Source organism: Cupriavidus sp. FW306-01-F10A (assembly GCF_058782785.1).
The window spans coordinates 65,884-82,613 of sequence record NZ_JBYSYA010000020.1 but is presented as its reverse complement, the minus strand read 5'-3'; the positions used below and the strand labels follow the sequence as shown (position 1 = coordinate 82,613).

Annotated in this window: 14 protein-coding genes; 6 read left to right on the top strand and 8 right to left on the bottom strand. The window is 64.2% G+C overall.

All coding sequences use genetic code 11. The annotated features are described in order from the left end of the window. Positions 1–233: 233 nt before the first annotated feature. The 6 genes from AC3WLF_RS24180 to cyoA form a co-directional block, all read right to left on the bottom strand. The gene (locus tag AC3WLF_RS24180; protein WP_492318625.1) at positions 234–1,226 is read right to left on the bottom strand and encodes a Bug family tripartite tricarboxylate transporter substrate binding protein; all 993 of its coding nucleotides are present in this window, start codon (positions 1,224–1,226) and stop codon (positions 234–236) included. Between the two features lie 174 nt (positions 1,227–1,400). After that, complete coding sequence (locus tag AC3WLF_RS24175; RefSeq protein WP_492356179.1) at positions 1,401–2,387, bottom strand: hypothetical protein; 987 nt, start codon at positions 2,385–2,387, stop codon at positions 1,401–1,403. Positions 2,388–2,446: 59 nt separating this feature from the next. Beyond that, complete coding sequence (gene cyoD, locus AC3WLF_RS24170) at positions 2,447–2,860, bottom strand: cytochrome o ubiquinol oxidase subunit IV (protein ID WP_492358931.1); 414 nt, start codon at positions 2,858–2,860, stop codon at positions 2,447–2,449. Next, positions 2,857–3,513, bottom strand: coding sequence for a cytochrome o ubiquinol oxidase subunit III (cyoC, locus tag AC3WLF_RS24165; RefSeq protein WP_492318627.1), 657 nt, complete (start codon positions 3,511–3,513; stop codon positions 2,857–2,859). Before cyoC ends, cyoD begins: the two co-directional genes overlap by 4 nt. Beyond that, entirely contained in the window at positions 3,506–5,509 is a 2,004-nt protein-coding gene (gene cyoB / locus AC3WLF_RS24160) for a cytochrome o ubiquinol oxidase subunit I (RefSeq protein ID WP_492318628.1), read from the bottom strand. The genes cyoC and cyoB overlap by 8 nt, the downstream gene beginning before the upstream one ends. Before the next feature lie 81 nt (positions 5,510–5,590). After that, entirely contained in the window at positions 5,591–6,640 is a 1,050-nt protein-coding gene (gene cyoA / locus AC3WLF_RS24155) for a ubiquinol oxidase subunit II (RefSeq protein WP_492318629.1), read from the bottom strand. Between the two features lie 177 nt (positions 6,641–6,817). Between cyoA and AC3WLF_RS24150 the strand changes: the two genes are divergently transcribed. From AC3WLF_RS24150 to AC3WLF_RS24140, 3 genes are all read left to right on the top strand, one after another. Further along, on the top strand, positions 6,818–8,137 hold the full coding sequence (locus AC3WLF_RS24150) for an MFS transporter (protein WP_492318630.1): 1,320 nt from the start codon (positions 6,818–6,820) through the stop codon (positions 8,135–8,137). A 182-nt stretch (positions 8,138–8,319) separates the two neighbouring features. Continuing rightward, positions 8,320–9,228 carry a DMT family transporter gene (locus AC3WLF_RS24145; protein ID WP_492351723.1) on the top strand — a complete coding sequence of 303 codons (909 nt, stop codon included), beginning with the start codon at positions 8,320–8,322 and terminating at the stop codon, positions 9,226–9,228. A gap of 343 nt (positions 9,229–9,571) precedes the next feature. Continuing rightward, the gene (locus AC3WLF_RS24140; RefSeq protein ID WP_492358930.1) at positions 9,572–10,132 is read left to right on the top strand and encodes a cysteine peptidase family C39 domain-containing protein; all 561 of its coding nucleotides are present in this window, start codon (positions 9,572–9,574) and stop codon (positions 10,130–10,132) included. A 337-nt stretch (positions 10,133–10,469) separates the two neighbouring features. Here the strand turns inward: AC3WLF_RS24140 and AC3WLF_RS24135 are convergent, their stop codons facing one another. After that, a complete protein-coding gene (locus tag AC3WLF_RS24135) occupies positions 10,470–11,705 on the bottom strand; it encodes a hypothetical protein (protein ID WP_492351721.1) in 1,236 nt (411 codons plus the stop codon). A gap of 543 nt (positions 11,706–12,248) precedes the next feature. Further along, positions 12,249–14,384: a polyphosphate kinase 1 gene (gene ppk1 / locus AC3WLF_RS24130; protein ID WP_492358929.1), complete on the bottom strand. Its 2,136-nt coding sequence runs from the start codon at positions 14,382–14,384 to the stop codon at positions 12,249–12,251. A gap of 153 nt (positions 14,385–14,537) precedes the next feature. Here ppk1 and AC3WLF_RS24125 point away from each other — a divergent pair, with 153 nt between their 5' ends. From AC3WLF_RS24125 to AC3WLF_RS24115, 3 genes are all read left to right on the top strand, one after another. Then, entirely contained in the window at positions 14,538–14,864 is a 327-nt protein-coding gene (locus AC3WLF_RS24125; RefSeq protein WP_492358928.1) for a hypothetical protein, read from the top strand. A gap of 87 nt (positions 14,865–14,951) precedes the next feature. Continuing rightward, positions 14,952–15,182 (top strand): hypothetical protein, encoded by a 231-nt coding sequence (locus AC3WLF_RS24120; RefSeq protein WP_492318636.1) that lies wholly within the window; start codon positions 14,952–14,954, stop codon positions 15,180–15,182. After that, positions 15,183–16,715, top strand: coding sequence for a CYTH and CHAD domain-containing protein (locus AC3WLF_RS24115; RefSeq protein WP_492358927.1), 1,533 nt, complete (start codon positions 15,183–15,185; stop codon positions 16,713–16,715). Positions 16,716–16,730: the final 15 nt, after the last annotated feature.

Sequence of the window (16,730 nt, the reverse complement as noted above, 5' to 3'; positions counted from 1 at the left end):
TCGCCGAAGGACAAACCGGTTTGGTGATGCAGTGGATGGGTTGATGTCCGAGTGTGTTTCGCGACGATCGAATCATCTGGCAGGGCGCAACGTTCCGCTTTACCTGGCACGCCTTGGACTTTCCTTCTTATGACAAGGATTCGCTGGTGCAGGCGCACTGGATCGTTGACGGCCGGCTGCCATCATGGCGGGCAATGGGCCGCTGGGCAGGCCGCAATGACGGGGCGCCAGCCTTATTCGTCGACCCTGATCCCTGCGTCGTTGGCGATCCTCGACCAGACTTGCAGATCGCTCCGGACGATCTCGCCCAGCTGCGCGGAGGTCTTTACCGGCGGCGGCTCGAAGTTCAGTTTCTTCATCAGCGCCGCGATCTCCGGCAATGCCTGCACCTTGTTGGCCTCATCGGACAGCCGCTTCACGATCGCCGGACTGGTTCCGGCCGGGGCGAACATGCCGAACCATCCCACCGTGTTGAACTTGTAGCCCTGTTCACTCATGGTCTTGACGTCGGCAAGCTGTGGCGAGCGCACGTTGCCGACGATGGCAATGCCACGCACCTTCCCGGAACGCAGGAACGGAACCGCCACGCTGGGATCGGTCCAGCCGATATTCAGCACCCCTGAGGAAAGCTCGGTGAGCAGTTGACTTGTTGTCCGATATGCGACGTGCTCGGTCTTCATGCCGGTCTGCTTCTTCAGCCATTCCATGGTCAAGTGCGCGGACGAGCCGGTGGCCCAGCTGCCATAGCTGTACTTGTCCGGATTCGCCTTCACCAGCTCGATGAGTCCTGGCAAGTCGTGCACCGGCAGATCCGGGCTCACCAGCAGCAACACCCCACCCGCGGCTGTCTGCGCGATCGGCATGAGGCTCTTTCTTGCCTCCTGGGATATGGACTTCATGACGGCAGGCGCAACCACCATGTTGGATGCCGTCGTGTAGAGAATCGTGTAGCCGTCCGGCGCCGCCTTGAGAACGGCATTGGTCCCGATCACGCCGCTGCCGCCCGGCCGGTTCTCCACGACCACGGCCTGCTTCAGCGATTCGGAAAGGCGCTGCGCCATGGCCCGCGCCAGCGCGTCGGTTCCCGAGCCGGGAGACGACGGAACGATCATTTGAATCGGGCGTGCGGGCCAGGCTTCCTGTGCCTGCAGCGGCCCTGGCGCGCACAGGGCAATGATTGCCTCCGCGCACAATGTGATGGCGAGCAGCTTGTTCAGTGATGACATCGTCGTCCCCATGTTCTCTCGACTATTTCCCAGCCTGAAAAGTGCTGCCAGCCCCACCACTGTGCGGCAAGCAATTGCTACCGGCTCAGGCTATCGTGCGCAAATCATAGCAGTCGAAATTTTTATTGTCGACATGAATATATTTGGCTGGTCGTGAGGTTGCCGGGAATCGATTCAGTCCGGCTTCTTGCCCGTTGGCGCCGTGCCCTCCGTCGCGGGCGCCTCGAAGGCATCGAACAAAAGATCGGGGGCGCTGGTGTTGTGACGCGACCGGACCGTACGGCCGAATCGCACCGCGGTCGCCTGCATTGAAGTGACTGCCATCACCGGCTTCCTGATGGCCTCACCAGCCGGCCCGGTCGTCCAGGTGACCTCGCTCGCGTCTGCGTTGTCGTCGGCAACGTACATGGAGCGCAGCATCGCGAACGGGCGCTTGGCGTCATAGGCCGGCAGGAACCGGACATCGAGCGCAGTACGCATGTCGCTGATTTCAGTGATGGTGACCGTTGCCTGGCCTCCGCCAGTGAAATGCAGCCTGAAAGCCAAGGGCTGCGGCTCGATTTCTATCCGAGCGATGTTGACCACCGGGCGCCCTTCCTGCTCTATCGGCCCCAGCAGGAACGAAGAGCCATAGGCATTGACACCCAGATGACGGGCCGGCAACGGTTTCGCCCGCCAGTAGCCATCGGCGGGATAGAGCACCAGGACCTCGGCACGGGTCCGGCCGGATTTCCGGAACACCTGGATCAGGTGAAAACCGGCATCGGCCCTGCCCGCTACCGTGACCGGCACCCGATGTGGCCGCCAGAAGCTGGCGAACGTGATGCCGACAATGGCAATATTCCTGCCGTCGTAAAGGGTGACCGTGCGCGGCACGAAGACATGGCGGGGATCAGTCGGGTGAGGCGTCTTGCCGAAGTTGCACCCGGAGAAATCCGGCGCGGAGCTGTCAATGCGGATGGCGTTGACGTAGGGGGGATGCAATGCCTGGATGCGGAAGCTGCCAACCGCGGCGGCGGACAGGGCGAACGAGACATTGTCTTCTTCCGCGCATGGGCCTGGCGTGCTGAAATTCTCGACCTCCACGGCCAGCCGCTGCGCGCAAGCCGGCACGGAAAGCAGCGCCAGGCACAGGGCCGCGACAAGGCGCGTTGCGCGCATGCCAGGCTCCGTGAACGGGAATGAGACGGGATCCGATTCCCGCCTCCGTGAGCCTGTTCCTACTTGGTCCTGGGCGGCACGATCGCAGTGCCGGCGTCGGTGGTGCGCTCGTGCTGCATGGTCGGCATCATGTTGCTGTTCAGGTGGAACATGACCCAGAGCGAACCCGTCAGCGTGATCACCACCAGCACCAGCGTGAACATCAGCGACAGCATGTTCCAGCCGCCCTCCGACCGCGCGTTCATGTGCAGGAAGTAGATCATGTGCACCACGATCTGCACGGCGCCGATCAGCAGGATGACGATGGCGGTGGTGGACGACTTGTCGAACACCTTTCCCATGACCAGCCAGAACGGGATCGCGGTCAGGAAGACGGACAGCACGAAGCCCGTCAGGTAGCCGCCCAGCGTGGCGTGCGGCCCCACTTCCTCGTCATGCCCGTGGCTGTCCAGCGTTTCGTCGTGCGCGCTCATGGCAACGCTCCCATCAGGTAGACGAAGGTAAAGACGCCGATCCAGACGACGTCGAGAAAGTGCCAGAACATCGACAGGCACATCAGCCTGCGCTTGTTGGCCGTGATCAGCCCGTGCTGCGCCACCTGGGTCATCAGCACGACCAGCCAGATGATGCCGCACGTGACGTGCAGCCCGTGGGTGCCGACCAGCGCGAAGAACGAGGTCAGGAACGCGCTGCGCTGCGGCCCTGCGCCCTCATTGATCAGGTGCGCGAACTCATAAAGCTCGACCGCCAGGAACCCCGCGCCGAAGACCCCCGTGATGGCCAGCCAGATCTGGGTTCCGGCGATGCGGTTCTGCTGCATCTGCAGCATGGCAAAGCCGTAGGTAATCGACGACAACAGCAGGAACGAGGTGTTCAGTGCCACCAGCGGCAGCTCGAACAGCTCTGCCCCGCTCGGTCCCCCCGCATACTCCCGGCCCAGCACGCCATACGCGGCGAACAGGCACGCGAATATCAGGCAGTCGCTCATCAGGTAAAGCCAGAACCCCAGCAGCGTCCCGTTCTGCGGGTGATGGTCATCGGGCAGGTAGAACTGGTAGCCCCCCGGCGGGGCCGCGTCCGCGGTGCCGGTGCCGCTCACATGGTTGGGAAAGGTCGTGTCAGCCATGGCCAGCCATCCGCTGTGTGCGCGCCGCTTCGGTCTGGACCACCAGGTCCGCCGGGAGGTAATAGTCGCGCTGGTAGTTGAACGTATGGATGATCGCGCCGATGATCGTTGCCGCGAACGATGCCGCCGCCAGCCACCAGATGTGCCAGATCAACGCGAAACCGCAGAGCGTGGACAGTCCCGCGAGCACGATCCCGGCCGCGGTGTTCTTCGGCATGTGGATCGGAATAAAGCCCTGCTGTGGCCGCGCGTAGCCGTTCTGCTTCATGTGCCACCAGGCGTCGGTGTCGTGCACCACCGGCGTAAAGGCGAAGTTGTACTGCGGCGGCGGGGACGACGTCGACCATTCGAGCGTGCGGCCGTTCCACGGATCGCCGGTCAGGTCGCGCAGCGCCTCGCGGTGGATGAAGCTGACCACCAGCTGGACCAGGAAGCAGGCAATGCCGATGGCGATCAGCAAGGCGCCGAACGCAGCCAGCTGGAACCAGACCTGGTGGGTTGCGTCCTCGAAATGGCTCATGCGCCGGGTCACGCCATGCAGCCCCAGCCAGTACAGCGGCATGAACGCAAAGTAGAAGCCGACCAGCCAGAACCAGAACGATGCCTTGCCCCAGGACGAGACCAGGCGATAGCCGAATGCCTTCGGGAACCAGTAAGTAATGCCTGCCATCAGGCCGAACAGCACACCGCCGATGATCACGTTGTGGAAATGCGCGATCAGGAACAGGCTGTTGTGCAAGGAGAAGTCAGCCGGCGGCACCGCCAGCAGCACGCCGGTCATGCCGCCGATCACGAACGTGACCATGAAGCCGATGGTCCAGAGCATGGGGGGCTCGAAGCGGATCTTGCCGTGGTACATCGTGAACAGCCAGTTGAAGATCTTGGCACCGGTGGGGATCGATATGATCATGGTGGTGATGCCGAAGAACGAATTGACGCTGGCACCCGATCCCATCGTGAAGAAATGGTGCAACCAGACCAGGTACGACAGCACGGTGATCACCACCGTGGCGTAGACCATCGACGCGTACCCGAACAGGCGCTTGCGGCAGAACGTGGCGACCACTTCCGAGAACACCCCGAACACGGGCAGCACGAGGATGTACACCTCCGGATGGCCCCATATCCAGATCAGGTTCACGTACATCATGGCGCTGCCGCCCAGCTCGGTGGTGAAGAAGTTGGTGCCGACGTAGCGGTCCAGCGCAAGCAGCGCCAGCGCCGCGGTCAGCACCGGGAACGCGGCGATGATCAGCACGTTGGTGCACAGCGCGGTCCAGGTGAAGATCGGCATGCGCATCAGCGTCATGCCGGGCGCCCGCATCTTGACGATGGTCACCAGCAGGTTGATCCCGGATAGCAGCGTCCCTACCCCGGCCACCTGCAGCGCCCAGATGTAGTAGTCGACGCCGACGTCAGGGCTGTGGATGATGCCGGACAACGGCGGATAGGCCAGCCAGCCGGTGCGCGCGAACTCGCCCACGAACAGCGACATCATGACCAGGATGGCACCGCCCGTGGTCATCCAGAAGCTGAAGTTGTTCAGGAACGGGAAGGCCACGTCGCGCGCGCCGATCTGCAGCGGCATGACGAAGTTCATCAACCCCGTGACCAGCGGCATGGCCACGAAGAAGATCATGATCACGCCGTGGGCGGTAAAGATCTGGTCGTAGTGGTGCGGCGGCAGGTAGCCAAGGTTGTCGCCGAACGCGATGGCCTGCTGGATGCGCATCATGATCGCATCGGCAAAGCCCCGCAGCAGCATCACGATGCCCAGGATCACATACATGATGCCGATCTTCTTGTGGTCGATGCTGGTGAACCATTCCCGCCACAGGTAGCCCCAGAGGCGATAGTAGGTGAGCGCCGCGACGATTGCGCCCCCGCCGATCACCACCACGATGAAGGTGCCGAGCAGGATGGGATCGTGCAGCGGGAGGGCCTCCCACGAAAGCCGGCCGAAGATCAAATTGGCGAGTTCCGAGCGCTCGGGCATGTTTGTCACCTGGGGCCTGAATTAACCAACCATGGCCGATGGGGCTGGCCAGTACCGCGAGGGAAGATCCGGATCCGCACCCTACTGCAGCAGCACCCGGCCGTCATTGCGCGCGGACTCCGACGCGAACACGGGCGCTGTGGCCGCGGTGTTGCGCGCCGTGCAGATGCCGGCGAACGGGTCGAATTTGCCGCGGCTGCGGTCAAGCGCCATGGTGTCTGCCATGCACCGCCCGCCGCCCACACAACGGTTCAGGATCAGGTCGTAGAGGCCTGGCGCCACGCTGGCATAGCGTTGCACCGCGTCGCGCTCGCTGGGCTGCGCGAGCTTGAGGTACATATCCGTGGACAGGCCATGGCCCGATGACTTGACCTGCTGGATCCAGCGCTCGAAGTCCTGGTTGGACAGCCCATGGAACTTGAAACGCATGTGGGAGAAGCCCGCACCGCTGTAGTTGGCGGAGAAGCCTTCATACACGCCGGACTTGTTGATCACGGCATGCAGCTTGGTTTCCATGCCGGGCATGGCGTAGACCATGCCCGCCAGCGACGGGACGAAGAATGCGTTCATCACCGAGGTGGCGGTGATGCGGAAAGCGATGGGCCGGTCGACCGGCGCCGCCAGCTCGTTGACGGTGGCGATGCCCTGCTCGGGATACAGGAACAGCCACTTCCAGTCCATTGCCACCACCTCCACCGTCAGCGGCTTCACGTCCGCCGGAACCGGCCGGCCTGCGTCGATCCGCGTCAGCGGCCGGTACGGATCGAGCTGGTGGGTGCTGACCCAGGTCACGGCGCCCAGCGCGATGATGATCAGCAGCGGCGCGGCCCAGATCGCCAGCTCGAGCACCGTGGAATGATCCCAGTCGGGGTTGTAGGGCGCGTCGGTCGCGCTTTCCCGATAGCGCCACGCAAACAGCAGCGTGAGGATGATCACCGGAACGATGATCAGCAACATCAGGCAGGTGGCGATGATGATCAGGTCGCGCTGGCGCAGGGCCATGTCGCCGGATGGCGCAAGCAGCACTGCGTTACAACCGGCCAGGCACGCCAGCATGACTGCGGCGGCGCATCGCAGCAGTAGTCTTCCCTGCACACGTCTTGGCGGCACTACAGAGTCGAAGCGGCCCATAGTCTCGGAAGTGGCGTCTGAGGAATATCGGCAAACTGCCGGCGAACTCACCTTTCGTTTTTCTAAGGCAGTTTAGGCGCTATTCTTGTCAGTGCGAGACTTAAGAGCCAATTTCATCGGAATGGGGTCGGCTCCATGTGCAGTATCGACGCACTCCTGCCAGAAGGAGACTTGACGATGGCCAGCCTCACCCACCAGCATCGCGCATCGCCGACTGCACCTCCGGCACCCGGCCACCACCAGGTGGCGCCTGCCGAGATCGCCACCGGGGTGGTGATCGGTCGGGCCTCCGAGTACTTCGACTTCTTCGTGTACGGCATCGCCTCCGTGCTTGTCTTCCCGGCGGTCTACTTCCCGTTTGCGAGCGAGCTGGCGGGGTTGCTCTTCAGTTTCACGATCTTCTCGTTTGCGTTTATCGGACGCCCGTTCGGCACCGCGCTGTTCATGCGCATCCAGCGGCGCTGGGGCCGCGGCATCAAGCTGACGGCGTCGCTGTTCCTGCTCGGCACGGCCACGGTGGGGATTGCGTTCCTGCCGTCCTACGCCTCGATCGGGGCCGCGTCGATCTACCTGCTGGCGCTGTTCCGCTTCCTGCAGGGCATTGCGTTCGGCGGGTCGTGGGACGGGCTGCCGTCGCTGCTGGCGCTCAACACGCCGGAGGACAAGCGCGGCTGGTATGCGATGGTGGGCCAGCTCGGCGCACCCACCGGGTTTATCGTCGCCAGTTCGCTGTACCTGTTCCTGCATGCCAGCCTGACCCCGCCTGAGTTCATCGAGTGGGGCTGGCGCTATCCGTTCTACGTGGCCTTCGCCATCAACGTCGTGGCACTGTTTGCACGGCTGCGCCTGGTGGTGACCCATGAGTACACGCAGCTGCTCGAGGAAGACGAGCTGGAGCCGATCAGCACCTTGCAGATGGTGAACGCGCAAGGCTTCAACATCTTCCTGGGGGCCTTTGCTGCGCTGGCCAGCTATGCGCTGTTCCACCTGGTCACGGTGTTCCCGCTCTCCTGGGTAATCCTGCACCGCACCCAGAGCATCTCCGACGTGCTGGCCGTGCAGATCGTGGGCGGCTTCATCGCGTTCATCGGCACGCTGCTATCCGGCTGGATCGCGGACCGCATCGGCCGGCGCACCACGCTGTCGGCAATGGCCGTGCTGATCGGCATCTTCAGCCTGGCAACGCCGTGGCTGCTCGGTGGCGGCGCGACCGGCCAGGACATCTTCATCCTGGTCGGCTTCGGCTTGCTGGGCCTGTCGTACGGACAGGCTGCGGGCGTGGTGACGTCGAACTTCGAACGCCGCTTCCGCTACACCGGCGCCGCGCTGACCACCGACTTCGGCTGGCTGTTCGGCGCCGCCTTTGCGCCGCTGGTGGCGCTGGGCCTGTCTTCGCTGTTCGGCCTGGCGGCGGTCAGCCTCTACCTGCTGTCTGGCGTGATCGGCACGCTGGCCGCCTTGCGCATCAGCCGGGCGCTCGGGACGCCTGACATGTGACAGCGGTCATGGCCTGCGCAAGGCCATGACGATTCCCCTGCGACGGGCGGGCTGATTCGCCGCCCGATTTCCTCGTGCGCTTCCTTGCTTGCTGGCCCCTGCCCGGCTGCCTGACCCTTGGCGCCCGGCGCCCCGGCGCCGCATATGGCGGATAATGCGCTATTTGCAAGCACCTCCCTCCCATGCCCGCAAGCAGCAACACCACTGGACGCATCGACTGGACAACGCTGTTCCTGCTTACCTTCCCGCCACTGAGCTGGGCCGGCAATGCCATCGTCGGCCGCCTGGCCGCCGGCACTGTGCCGCCCATCACCCTGAACTCTGTGCGCTGGGTGCTGGCAGGGCTGCTGCTGGCACCCTTTGCCTGGCGCGGCGTGATCGAGCACCGCGCGGCACTGCGCCGGCACGCCGGCGTGATCACCGCCCTGGGCGTGCTTTCGATCGCCAGCTATAACGCCCTGCAGTACCTGGCGCTGACCACCTCGACCCCGATCAACGTGACGCTGATCGGCGCATCCACGCCGCTGTTTCTGATCGTGATCGGCGCGATCTGTTTTGGCGAACGGGTGAAGCCATGGCATGTCGCCGGGGCGCTGCTGTGCATGGTCGGCGTGACCTTCGTCCTGGTACGCGGCGAGCTGGGCCGGCTCGCCCAGCTGGACCTGGTTGCCGGCGACCTGTTCATGCTGGCCGCCACCATCGCCTGGAGCGGCTATACCTGGCTGCTGCGCAAGCAGCGCCCCGCCATGCCGCTGCCGGTGCTGCTGTTCGCGCAGATCGTCACCGGCGTACTGGCAAGCGCTCCCGTGACGGCATGGGAGCTGATGACGCTGGACCAGCCGCTGCAATGGAACGGCAAGGTCGCCGCCATCCTGCTCTATGTAGCGACCATTCCCTCGCTGCTCGCCTACTTTGCCTGGGACCGCGCCATCGCCCGCGCGGGCGCGCAGTTGCCGGTGTTCTTTATCACCCTGACGCCGGTGTTCGCCGCCCTGCTGTCCACGCTGCTGCTGGGCGACTGGCCCCGCTGGTACCACGCCGTGGGACTGGCCGCGATCGCGGCGGGGATCTGGCTGGCGCAGCGGCGTTGAGGGGGGCGGCCGGTCCACGCCAGCGAACAGGCACGCCCCGGGCGTTTCAATCCTGAATCAGTCTTGCCGCGTCTGCACTAGCCTGTTTGCAGGATGGGCTCGCGCACCGTGGTGCACTACCCTCGCAGTAGAGCTCACGCCACTGAAACCGGGGGGAATCATGGGTGAACAGAGTCCGCGCGGGCGACATGCGTCGGCTGACCTTGCACTATGCGAGGCGCCAGCAGAAGACATCGAAGCTGGATCAGCGCCACCGCGGCGCACACACAGCACAACGCCCGCTGTGCATCCCGGGACTTCCGGCCTGTACGTCATGGCTGGCCGCCAGGAGCCTCCTGCCGCAATGAGCCGGCCCACGGGTGCGGACGATCCGATGCTGGGCTGCCTGCTGTTGCTGAACCGGGCCCTGCAACGGACGGTGCCTTCAGCGGTCCTGCTGGAAGGACTGCCGCTGGATGGACAGGCCCTGACGTTGCCGATGCTCTGCGCCGCAGCGGCGCGCGCCGGCTTGTCGGCCCGGCTGGCGGAGCGCGACCTCGACGATATCCCGGATACCTCGATACCGGCAATCCTGTTGCTGGACAAGAACAGGCCGTGCGTACTGCTGCAGCGCTGCGAGCACGGACGGTTTCTCGTCGCCCTGCCAGGCTGGGGCGGTGGGGTGCAGGAAGTCAGCCGCGAGGAACTGCTGGCCCAGTACAGAGGGCACGCCGTCTTCGCGCAGCCCGTGCTGCAAGCGGACGTGTCAGCCGATACGGAGCCGGCACAGCCGTGCCCGTGGCCCGACGACGCGATGCGGCCATCATGGCGGCGCCGTTGCGAGCGGCTGCTTGCCTCGACGCTCAGGGCACTATGCCTGCGGGGCAGGCTTCCGGCTGAAGATGTCGCCCGCGCTGGTGGCTAGTCAGTGTCCGGCCAGATAGGCGCGGCTTTGATGACGCATCAGGACGCCGGCGCTGCCGATGTGTTGCCCGAACTGCTCTGCCAGATCCCCACCGACAGGTCGCGTTGAGCGGCCACCGCTCGTCATAGCGGTGACCGACATCCTCGGTCAACCCGGCCGGGGCCATCCGCGATCCGCGCTGTCCCGGTATGCAAAAGGTCAAGCCGAACGGGCTGCACGCAGTCGTTCACCATGCCAGGCGTCTTGAGCAAACAAAAGGAGGCAGGACAATTTTCCCTGCCTCCGCACAAGCGCGCGCCTGCCCCCCGGCACAGACGCGCGCCCCCATTCAACCAGCTTATTTGACGCAGGCGAGGTTGACGGCGAGGCCTCCCCATTCGGTGGCCTGGTTGTTGTCGACCTGTACCTGCAGCTTGTCGTTGTGGTTGACGATGCCGGCCGGCACCTCCTCACTGCAGTTCTGCAGGCCGTTGGTGACTTTGCAGCTCAGATCGTTGAGGGGCGCGATGGTCGCTGACGCGCCGGACCCTGACACCTTGTACACCGAAATGTCCAGCGTTCCCCTGACCTTGCCGAGTGTGCTGGCAGTGAGCGTGACCTTGGTGCAATCGTAGGGGATCACGACACCGAAGTCCGTCGGCAAAGGCACCGCCCCGCCGGCGCCGGTCATGGCATAGCGGCCGCGGCTGAGCGTTTCTGGCACGTTGAAGTTGCCGTTGTAGACGGTGCCTGTCCCTGCGGTCACGCCCGAGGTCGGCCACTTGCCGCCCGCCTTGGGACCGTACAGCGTCGAGGTCGTGGTGTCGAAATAGAAGTCGCCATCGACGCCGATGTCGTCGGTCGGCGCACCGCTGCCATACAGGATGTGGCCGCCGTTGCCTGCAGTGCCGCCGCCGGTGCCGCCGGTGCCGCCGCTGCCGCCCGGCTGGGTGACCAGCGAGACCCCTGCCGGCCACACGTCATTGGCCTTGGGGCCGTACAGCGTCCAGGTGTTGGTGTCGAGGTAGTAGTCGCCATTGTTGCCGACGCTGTTGGCTGGCGCGCCCGCGCCCGTCAGGACGACGCCGCCGCCGGTGCCCGACCCGGTGCCGCCCCCCATCGGGACACCCGGCGGCCACGTGCCGTTTGCCTTGGGCCCGAACAGGGTCGAGGTGGTGGTATTGATGTAGTAGTCGCCATTGTTGCCGACGCTGTCGGTCGGATCGACCGAGCCGGACAGGATGGTGTTCCCGGCCGAGCCGGTATTGCCGGTACCCGCTATCGAAATCCCTGCCGGCCACACGCCGTTTGCCTTGGGCCCGAACAGCATCCAGGTCACGGTATTCAGGTAGAAATCCCCGTCCTTACCGATCTCGGGCCCCGGATCGGTGGTACCCGACAGCATGACGCTGCTGCTGCCCGCGGTCTCCGTTGTTGGCGACGTTGGTGACGTTGGCGTTGACGTTCCGGTGCCTGGTGCCGTGGTGGCGGCAGTGGTAGACGTCGAGTCGCCCCCGCCTCCCCCGCAACCTGCGACCGTGATGACGAGACAGGCGAGCGGCAAGGCCGCCAGCTTCATGTGGATGCGTTTCATGGATGGACCCCCTTTCCTTGGCCTATTAAGCACGCGAAATTCGATGGCTTTGGCCGCGCCAGCGATGAGGTCAATCTAGCTGGCGGAATTGGAATGGAAAATCGGCTCTATGGACGAGTCGCGGTTATACGGAATGCCGCACCGCGCGCGGATGAAAATGCGCCGCGCCACCGGCGCGCGGGATAATGTCGGAGCCCGCGGCACTGGTCACGGGTACTGTCGCCGCGGGACTGCGGAATTCCCTTGAAGCCTTGCAGGACAAGGCATCGCCAGCCATGGGAATTCGTTTGCGGAGGCTCCGGCAGGCACGGCGGACACGGATATCCAACGCCCCGAATCATGCGGTCAAGCCCCACTGGAGGGGAATGCTGGCGCGAGCCGAACGGCTTAGCGAGGAAGTATTAGGCAGGCCGCCAGAGCGGCCGGAAAAAGTATGTATAGGAGATGAAACGTCTCGGGCAACATCAAATTCATGATGAAAGCAGGCCACCGGCCGATCCAGGACGATCTCGGTTGATCAAGGGCACGATCACGCGGCAGGGCTCACGTCAAAGCCGACAGCAGGATATCCTGCACCCCCTCGCCGTCACGCGAGGCCTGACGCTCGTAGGTTCCGTCCGGCGCCATCTGCCAGGTGTCACGCCGGTCTGCCAGGTACGGTTTCAGCCCTTCCGCGATAACGCGCTCCTTCAACCCGGCATCAAGGATGGGAAAGCAGATCTCGATCCGCCGGGACAGGCTTCGCTCCATCCATTCACCGCTGGACAGCATGACCTTTTCCGCCCCGCCATCGTGAAAATAAAAGATGCGCGAGTGCTCGAGAAACCGGCCCATGACGGATTTCACCGTAATGTTCTCCGACAGGCCGGCAACGCCGGGGCGCAGCGCACAGGCGCCCCGGATGATCAGGTCGATACGGACACCGTCGCGTGAGGCGTCGTACAGCGCCTGAATCAGGTCGGGTTCCAGCAGCGCATTCATCTTGACCACGATCCATCCCTTGCGGCCGGCCCTGGCGTGCCCGGCTTCGCACCGGATCGCTTCAAGCAACGCCTGCTTCATGGTGAAGGGCGATTGCCAGATATGGGTCATGCTATGGGTCTGGCCGCGGCCGGTCAGCTGGCTGAACACTTGCGCCACATCCTGCGTCAGCGACTCACTGCAGGTGAGCAAGCCAAAATCCGTGTAGGTGCGCGTGGTCTGGTGGTGATAGTTCCCGGTTCCGAGATGCACATAGCGGCGAAGCTTCCCGCCCTCGCGCCGCAATACCATGACCATCTTGGCGTGCGCCTTGAAACCGACGACCCCATAGATGACATGCGCGCCGACTTCCTCCAGTTGCGTCGCCCAACCGATATTGGCCTCTTCATCGAAGCGGGCCAGCAGTTCCACCACGACGGTGACTTCCTTGCCGTTGCGCGCGGCCTCGATCAGTGCCGAGAGCAGGACCGAGTCATGCCCGGCCCGATACACGGTCTGGCTGATTGCCACCACATCGGGGTCCTGTGCCGCCTGCCTGACAAAGTCCACCACCGGAGTGAACGACTGGAACGGGTGATGCAGCAGGATGTCGCCCTCGCGAATGGCGCGGAAGATATCGGATTGCTCGTGCAGCACCTTCGGCAGGCCGGCCCGGAAAGGCAGGTACTTCAGTTCGGGCCGGTCCACCTGGTCCGGCACCTGCATCAGGCGAACCAGGTTGACCGGTCCGTTGACGGAGAACACCTCGCTTGCCGCCAGGCCGAACTGCTGCTGCAGGAACCCAGTCATTGCCGGCGTGCAGTTGTCAGCCACCTCCAGCCGGACCGCATCGCCATAATGACGGTGCGGCAGTTCGCCTTGCAGCGCCTCGCGCAGGTTCTTGACCTCTTCCTCGTCCACGAACAGCTCGCTGTTGCGGGTCACGCGGAACTGGTAGCAGCCGCGCACCGTCATGCCACTGAACAGCTCGCCGACGTGGGCATGCAGGATGGAAGACAGGAACACAAAGCCATGCTCGCATCCGGCAGTCTCCGGCGGCAAGGCGATGACCCGCGGCAGCGCTCGCGGCGCCTGCACGATGGCATAGCCGGAGTTGCGCCCGAACGCATCCTTGCCCTCGAGCTCAACGGCGAAGTTCAGGCTCTTGTTGAGCACCCGTGGAAACGGATGCGCCGGGTCCAGCCCGATCGGCGTCAGGACCGGCATCAGCTCGGCGAAGAAGAACTCCCGGATCCATTCCGCCTGCGCGGGGTTCCACGTGGGCCGCCGCAAGAAGCGGATCTGCTGCTCGGACATGGCCGGGATCAGCATGTCATTGAACAGGCGGTACTGCTGGTCGATCAGCTCCCGGACCCGCTGGTTGACCCTGGCATAGACCGCCTGCGGCGTCAGCCCGTCCGGGCCCGCCACCGGGGATTGAAGCAAGCACTGCTCCTTCAGGCCTGCGACGCGGATCTCGTAGAACTCATCCAGGTTGCTGCTGAAGGTGCACAGGGCACGCAGCCGCTCCAGCAGTGGCACCGCGGGATCGGCGGCCTGCTGCAGCACGCGGCCGAAGAACTCCAGCTGGCTGAGTTCGCGGTTGATATAGAGCTCATTGCCATTCGGCAGGCCATCCGCGTCGACCGGGGTGCCGAGGCGCCCCTCCCCCGCGACCATCGGTGACGCATTCTGCATGGGATCGGATTCGGGTTTCATGGTGTGAGTGCCTGTGCGGGGGAATCCTTCCCGATTCTAGCTGGCGTATCGCGCATATCGGGGCGAAACTGATCGCACTGCTCCCGCGAAATACGTACCATCTTATGAGCATCCGATGCGTAGAATGATCTGACGCGCCCACTGGAGCTGCCAATGACCCACGTAATACCATCTGCGACCGAGACCACCCCGGAAGGGCTGATGCGCTTGATCGAGCATATTGGAGGTGCTGCAGCGCAAGGTCACCTTGACCCGGAGTTTGTGCGCAAGTTGGGGAAGCGCATTGCCAACGAATTGCAGGATATGAAAGCGACCAGGCTGCCGGGTGACCGCGAGCTTGCCGGGCTGGAGGACGGCATAGAGGCACTGCTGCTGGCCGCGGACCGCAAGCACGGCGCCAGGCTGACCCAATCGCTGCAGAAGTTGCGGGAGCACGAAATCCCCTTCGGCGGGGAGACGAATGCCAGCCAGTCGCACTAGCAGGGGTGCCTGGCGAAGCGTGAGCTCATTAAGCACGCAGTTCAATGACCTGGGTCGTTATTGCCACCGCAGATAACCTTGGAACCTATGTCGAAGACTGACAAGAAACGATACCTGAAAGCACTTAACCGGCGCCTGAAGAAAGAGTCGGCCGGAAAGTTCGATACGCTCTTTATCTTCGACCCGCCCGGCTCGAAGCCGAAGAACGCCACCGGGGTGACCACCAGCGGCCCTGCCAGTGACGAGACCCTTGCAGTGATGAACGCAGTCCAGGCCAGGGTATTCGCAAAATTCGAGGGCACGGCAAAGCTCGGATAAATGGAACGCGAACTCAAGCTCGAGTTGCTGCAGGACCAGGCCGAAGCGCTGATCGGCTTGCCCCTGGTGTCGTCCTGCTGTGTGGAGCCGCCGCACGAAGACAGGCTCGTGAGCACGTATTTCGATACGTCGGACCTTGCTTTTCGGCGTATGCACGCGTCGCTGCGCGTGCGGCAAGCGGGTGAACATCATGTGCAGACCTTGAAGACCTGGGGCACGCAGCATGGGGCGCTTTACGAGCGGGAAGAGTTTGAGTCGGCGGTCCCCGGAAATACGCCAGATCTGGGTGCACTGCGAGACAAGCTGCCCGAAGGCACTGCGTTGGGGACGCTGCTGCGTGAAGGCGACCTGGCACAACGCCTGAAGCCGATCTTCATCACGGATGTCCGGCGCACGGTCCTGCTGTTGCGCTTGCCACAGGGGGACGAGGTCGAACTGGCGGTCGATCGCGGCGTTGTCCGCGCGAACGACGCCACGGAGCCGATCCGCGAGCTTGAGATGGAGATCCAGGCCGGGGAATCGGCCCATCTGTCAGCGTTTGCCCTGCGGCTGCTCGACGCAGTGCCAATGCGCCTGAGCCGCGCCAGCAAAGGCGACCGTGGCTATGCGCTGGTGGCTGCCGAGGCCGAAGAAGCGGTACGGGCGCAGCCCCTCAGGCTGGCCGATGCCGGCTCGGCGGAGGCGGTGTTTCGGTGCATTGCCCAGAACTGCCTGGCGCAAATCTCCGGGAACGAACGCGGCGTGGTCAACGGCTCCAATCCGGAAAGCGTGCACCAGATGCGTGTCGGCCTGCGTCGCCTGCGCTCCGCGCTCGATATCTTTGAGCCGCTGCTTGCCTGCCCGCCGGCACTGCAATCGGACCTCAAATGGATTGCCGATGAACTCGGCCCCGCACGTGACTGGGAAGTGCTTGCCAATACCACCTTGCGTGACGCGTTCGATGGGGCGCCGGAGGACGTGGGCGCGGGCGCGGTGCTTGCCGCGGCGAAGGCAGTCGCAGCCGATGCCCGGCAACGCGCGGCCCAGGCCGTGAATTCCGATCGCTACACCCGGCTGATCCTGACGCTGAGCCATTGGCTGGGCAGCGCGGACTGGCGCGATGGCCTTGGCGAGGCGCAGCGCACGGCACTCACCGGACCCGCCAGGGATTTCGCGCTGACCACGCTGCGCAAGCGGCAACGCAGGCTGCTCAAGCGGGGACGGGGCATGGCAAAGCTCGATGAGCAGCGGCGCCATCGTGCGCGTATCGCCGCAAAGAAGCTGCGCTATGCGACCGAGTTCTTTGGATCCTTGTTTGCCGCGAACAAGGTGCACCGCTATCGCCGGCAATTGTCGCGCCTGCAGGATGACCTCGGATGGCGCAATGATATGGCGGTTGCAGCGGGGTTGTTGCTGCGCCTGGGGACAGAACGGCAGCAACTTGCCATTGGCTGCGGCTATGCGCGCGGCTATATCGCAAGGGGTGTCAGCGTTGACCGGCAGCCGCTGCGCCGCCTCTGGAAACAATTCAAGGCGGCACGCCTGTCCGCCTAGCCCGGCTTCCGGGCA

What these genes read in the sequence shown, in the direction of transcription:
- AC3WLF_RS24135 (WP_492351721.1), bottom strand. Translation starts at nt 11,705, where the DNA reads ATGAAACGCATCCACATGAAGCTGGCGGCCTTGCCGCTCGCCTGTCTC.
- AC3WLF_RS24115 (WP_492358927.1), top strand. Translation starts at nt 15,183, where the DNA reads ATGGAACGCGAACTCAAGCTCGAGTTGCTGCAGGACCAGGCCGAAGCG.
- cyoC (WP_492318627.1), bottom strand. Translation starts at nt 3,513, where the DNA reads ATGGCTGACACGACCTTTCCCAACCATGTGAGCGGCACCGGCACCGCG.
- AC3WLF_RS24180 (WP_492318625.1), bottom strand. Translation starts at nt 1,226, where the DNA reads ATGTCATCACTGAACAAGCTGCTCGCCATCACATTGTGCGCGGAGGCA.
- cyoA (WP_492318629.1), bottom strand. Translation starts at nt 6,640, where the DNA reads ATGGGCCGCTTCGACTCTGTAGTGCCGCCAAGACGTGTGCAGGGAAGA.
- cyoB (WP_492318628.1), bottom strand. Translation starts at nt 5,509, where the DNA reads ATGCCCGAGCGCTCGGAACTCGCCAATTTGATCTTCGGCCGGCTTTCG.
- AC3WLF_RS24125 (WP_492358928.1), top strand. Translation starts at nt 14,538, where the DNA reads ATGACCCACGTAATACCATCTGCGACCGAGACCACCCCGGAAGGGCTG.
- AC3WLF_RS24120 (WP_492318636.1), top strand. Translation starts at nt 14,952, where the DNA reads ATGTCGAAGACTGACAAGAAACGATACCTGAAAGCACTTAACCGGCGC.
- AC3WLF_RS24175 (WP_492356179.1), bottom strand. Translation starts at nt 2,387, where the DNA reads ATGCGCGCAACGCGCCTTGTCGCGGCCCTGTGCCTGGCGCTGCTTTCC.
- cyoD (WP_492358931.1), bottom strand. Translation starts at nt 2,860, where the DNA reads ATGAGCGCGCACGACGAAACGCTGGACAGCCACGGGCATGACGAGGAA.
- AC3WLF_RS24145 (WP_492351723.1), top strand. Translation starts at nt 8,320, where the DNA reads ATGCCCGCAAGCAGCAACACCACTGGACGCATCGACTGGACAACGCTG.
- ppk1 (WP_492358929.1), bottom strand. Translation starts at nt 14,384, where the DNA reads ATGAAACCCGAATCCGATCCCATGCAGAATGCGTCACCGATGGTCGCG.
- AC3WLF_RS24150 (WP_492318630.1), top strand. Translation starts at nt 6,818, where the DNA reads ATGGCCAGCCTCACCCACCAGCATCGCGCATCGCCGACTGCACCTCCG.
- AC3WLF_RS24140 (WP_492358930.1), top strand. Translation starts at nt 9,572, where the DNA reads ATGAGCCGGCCCACGGGTGCGGACGATCCGATGCTGGGCTGCCTGCTG.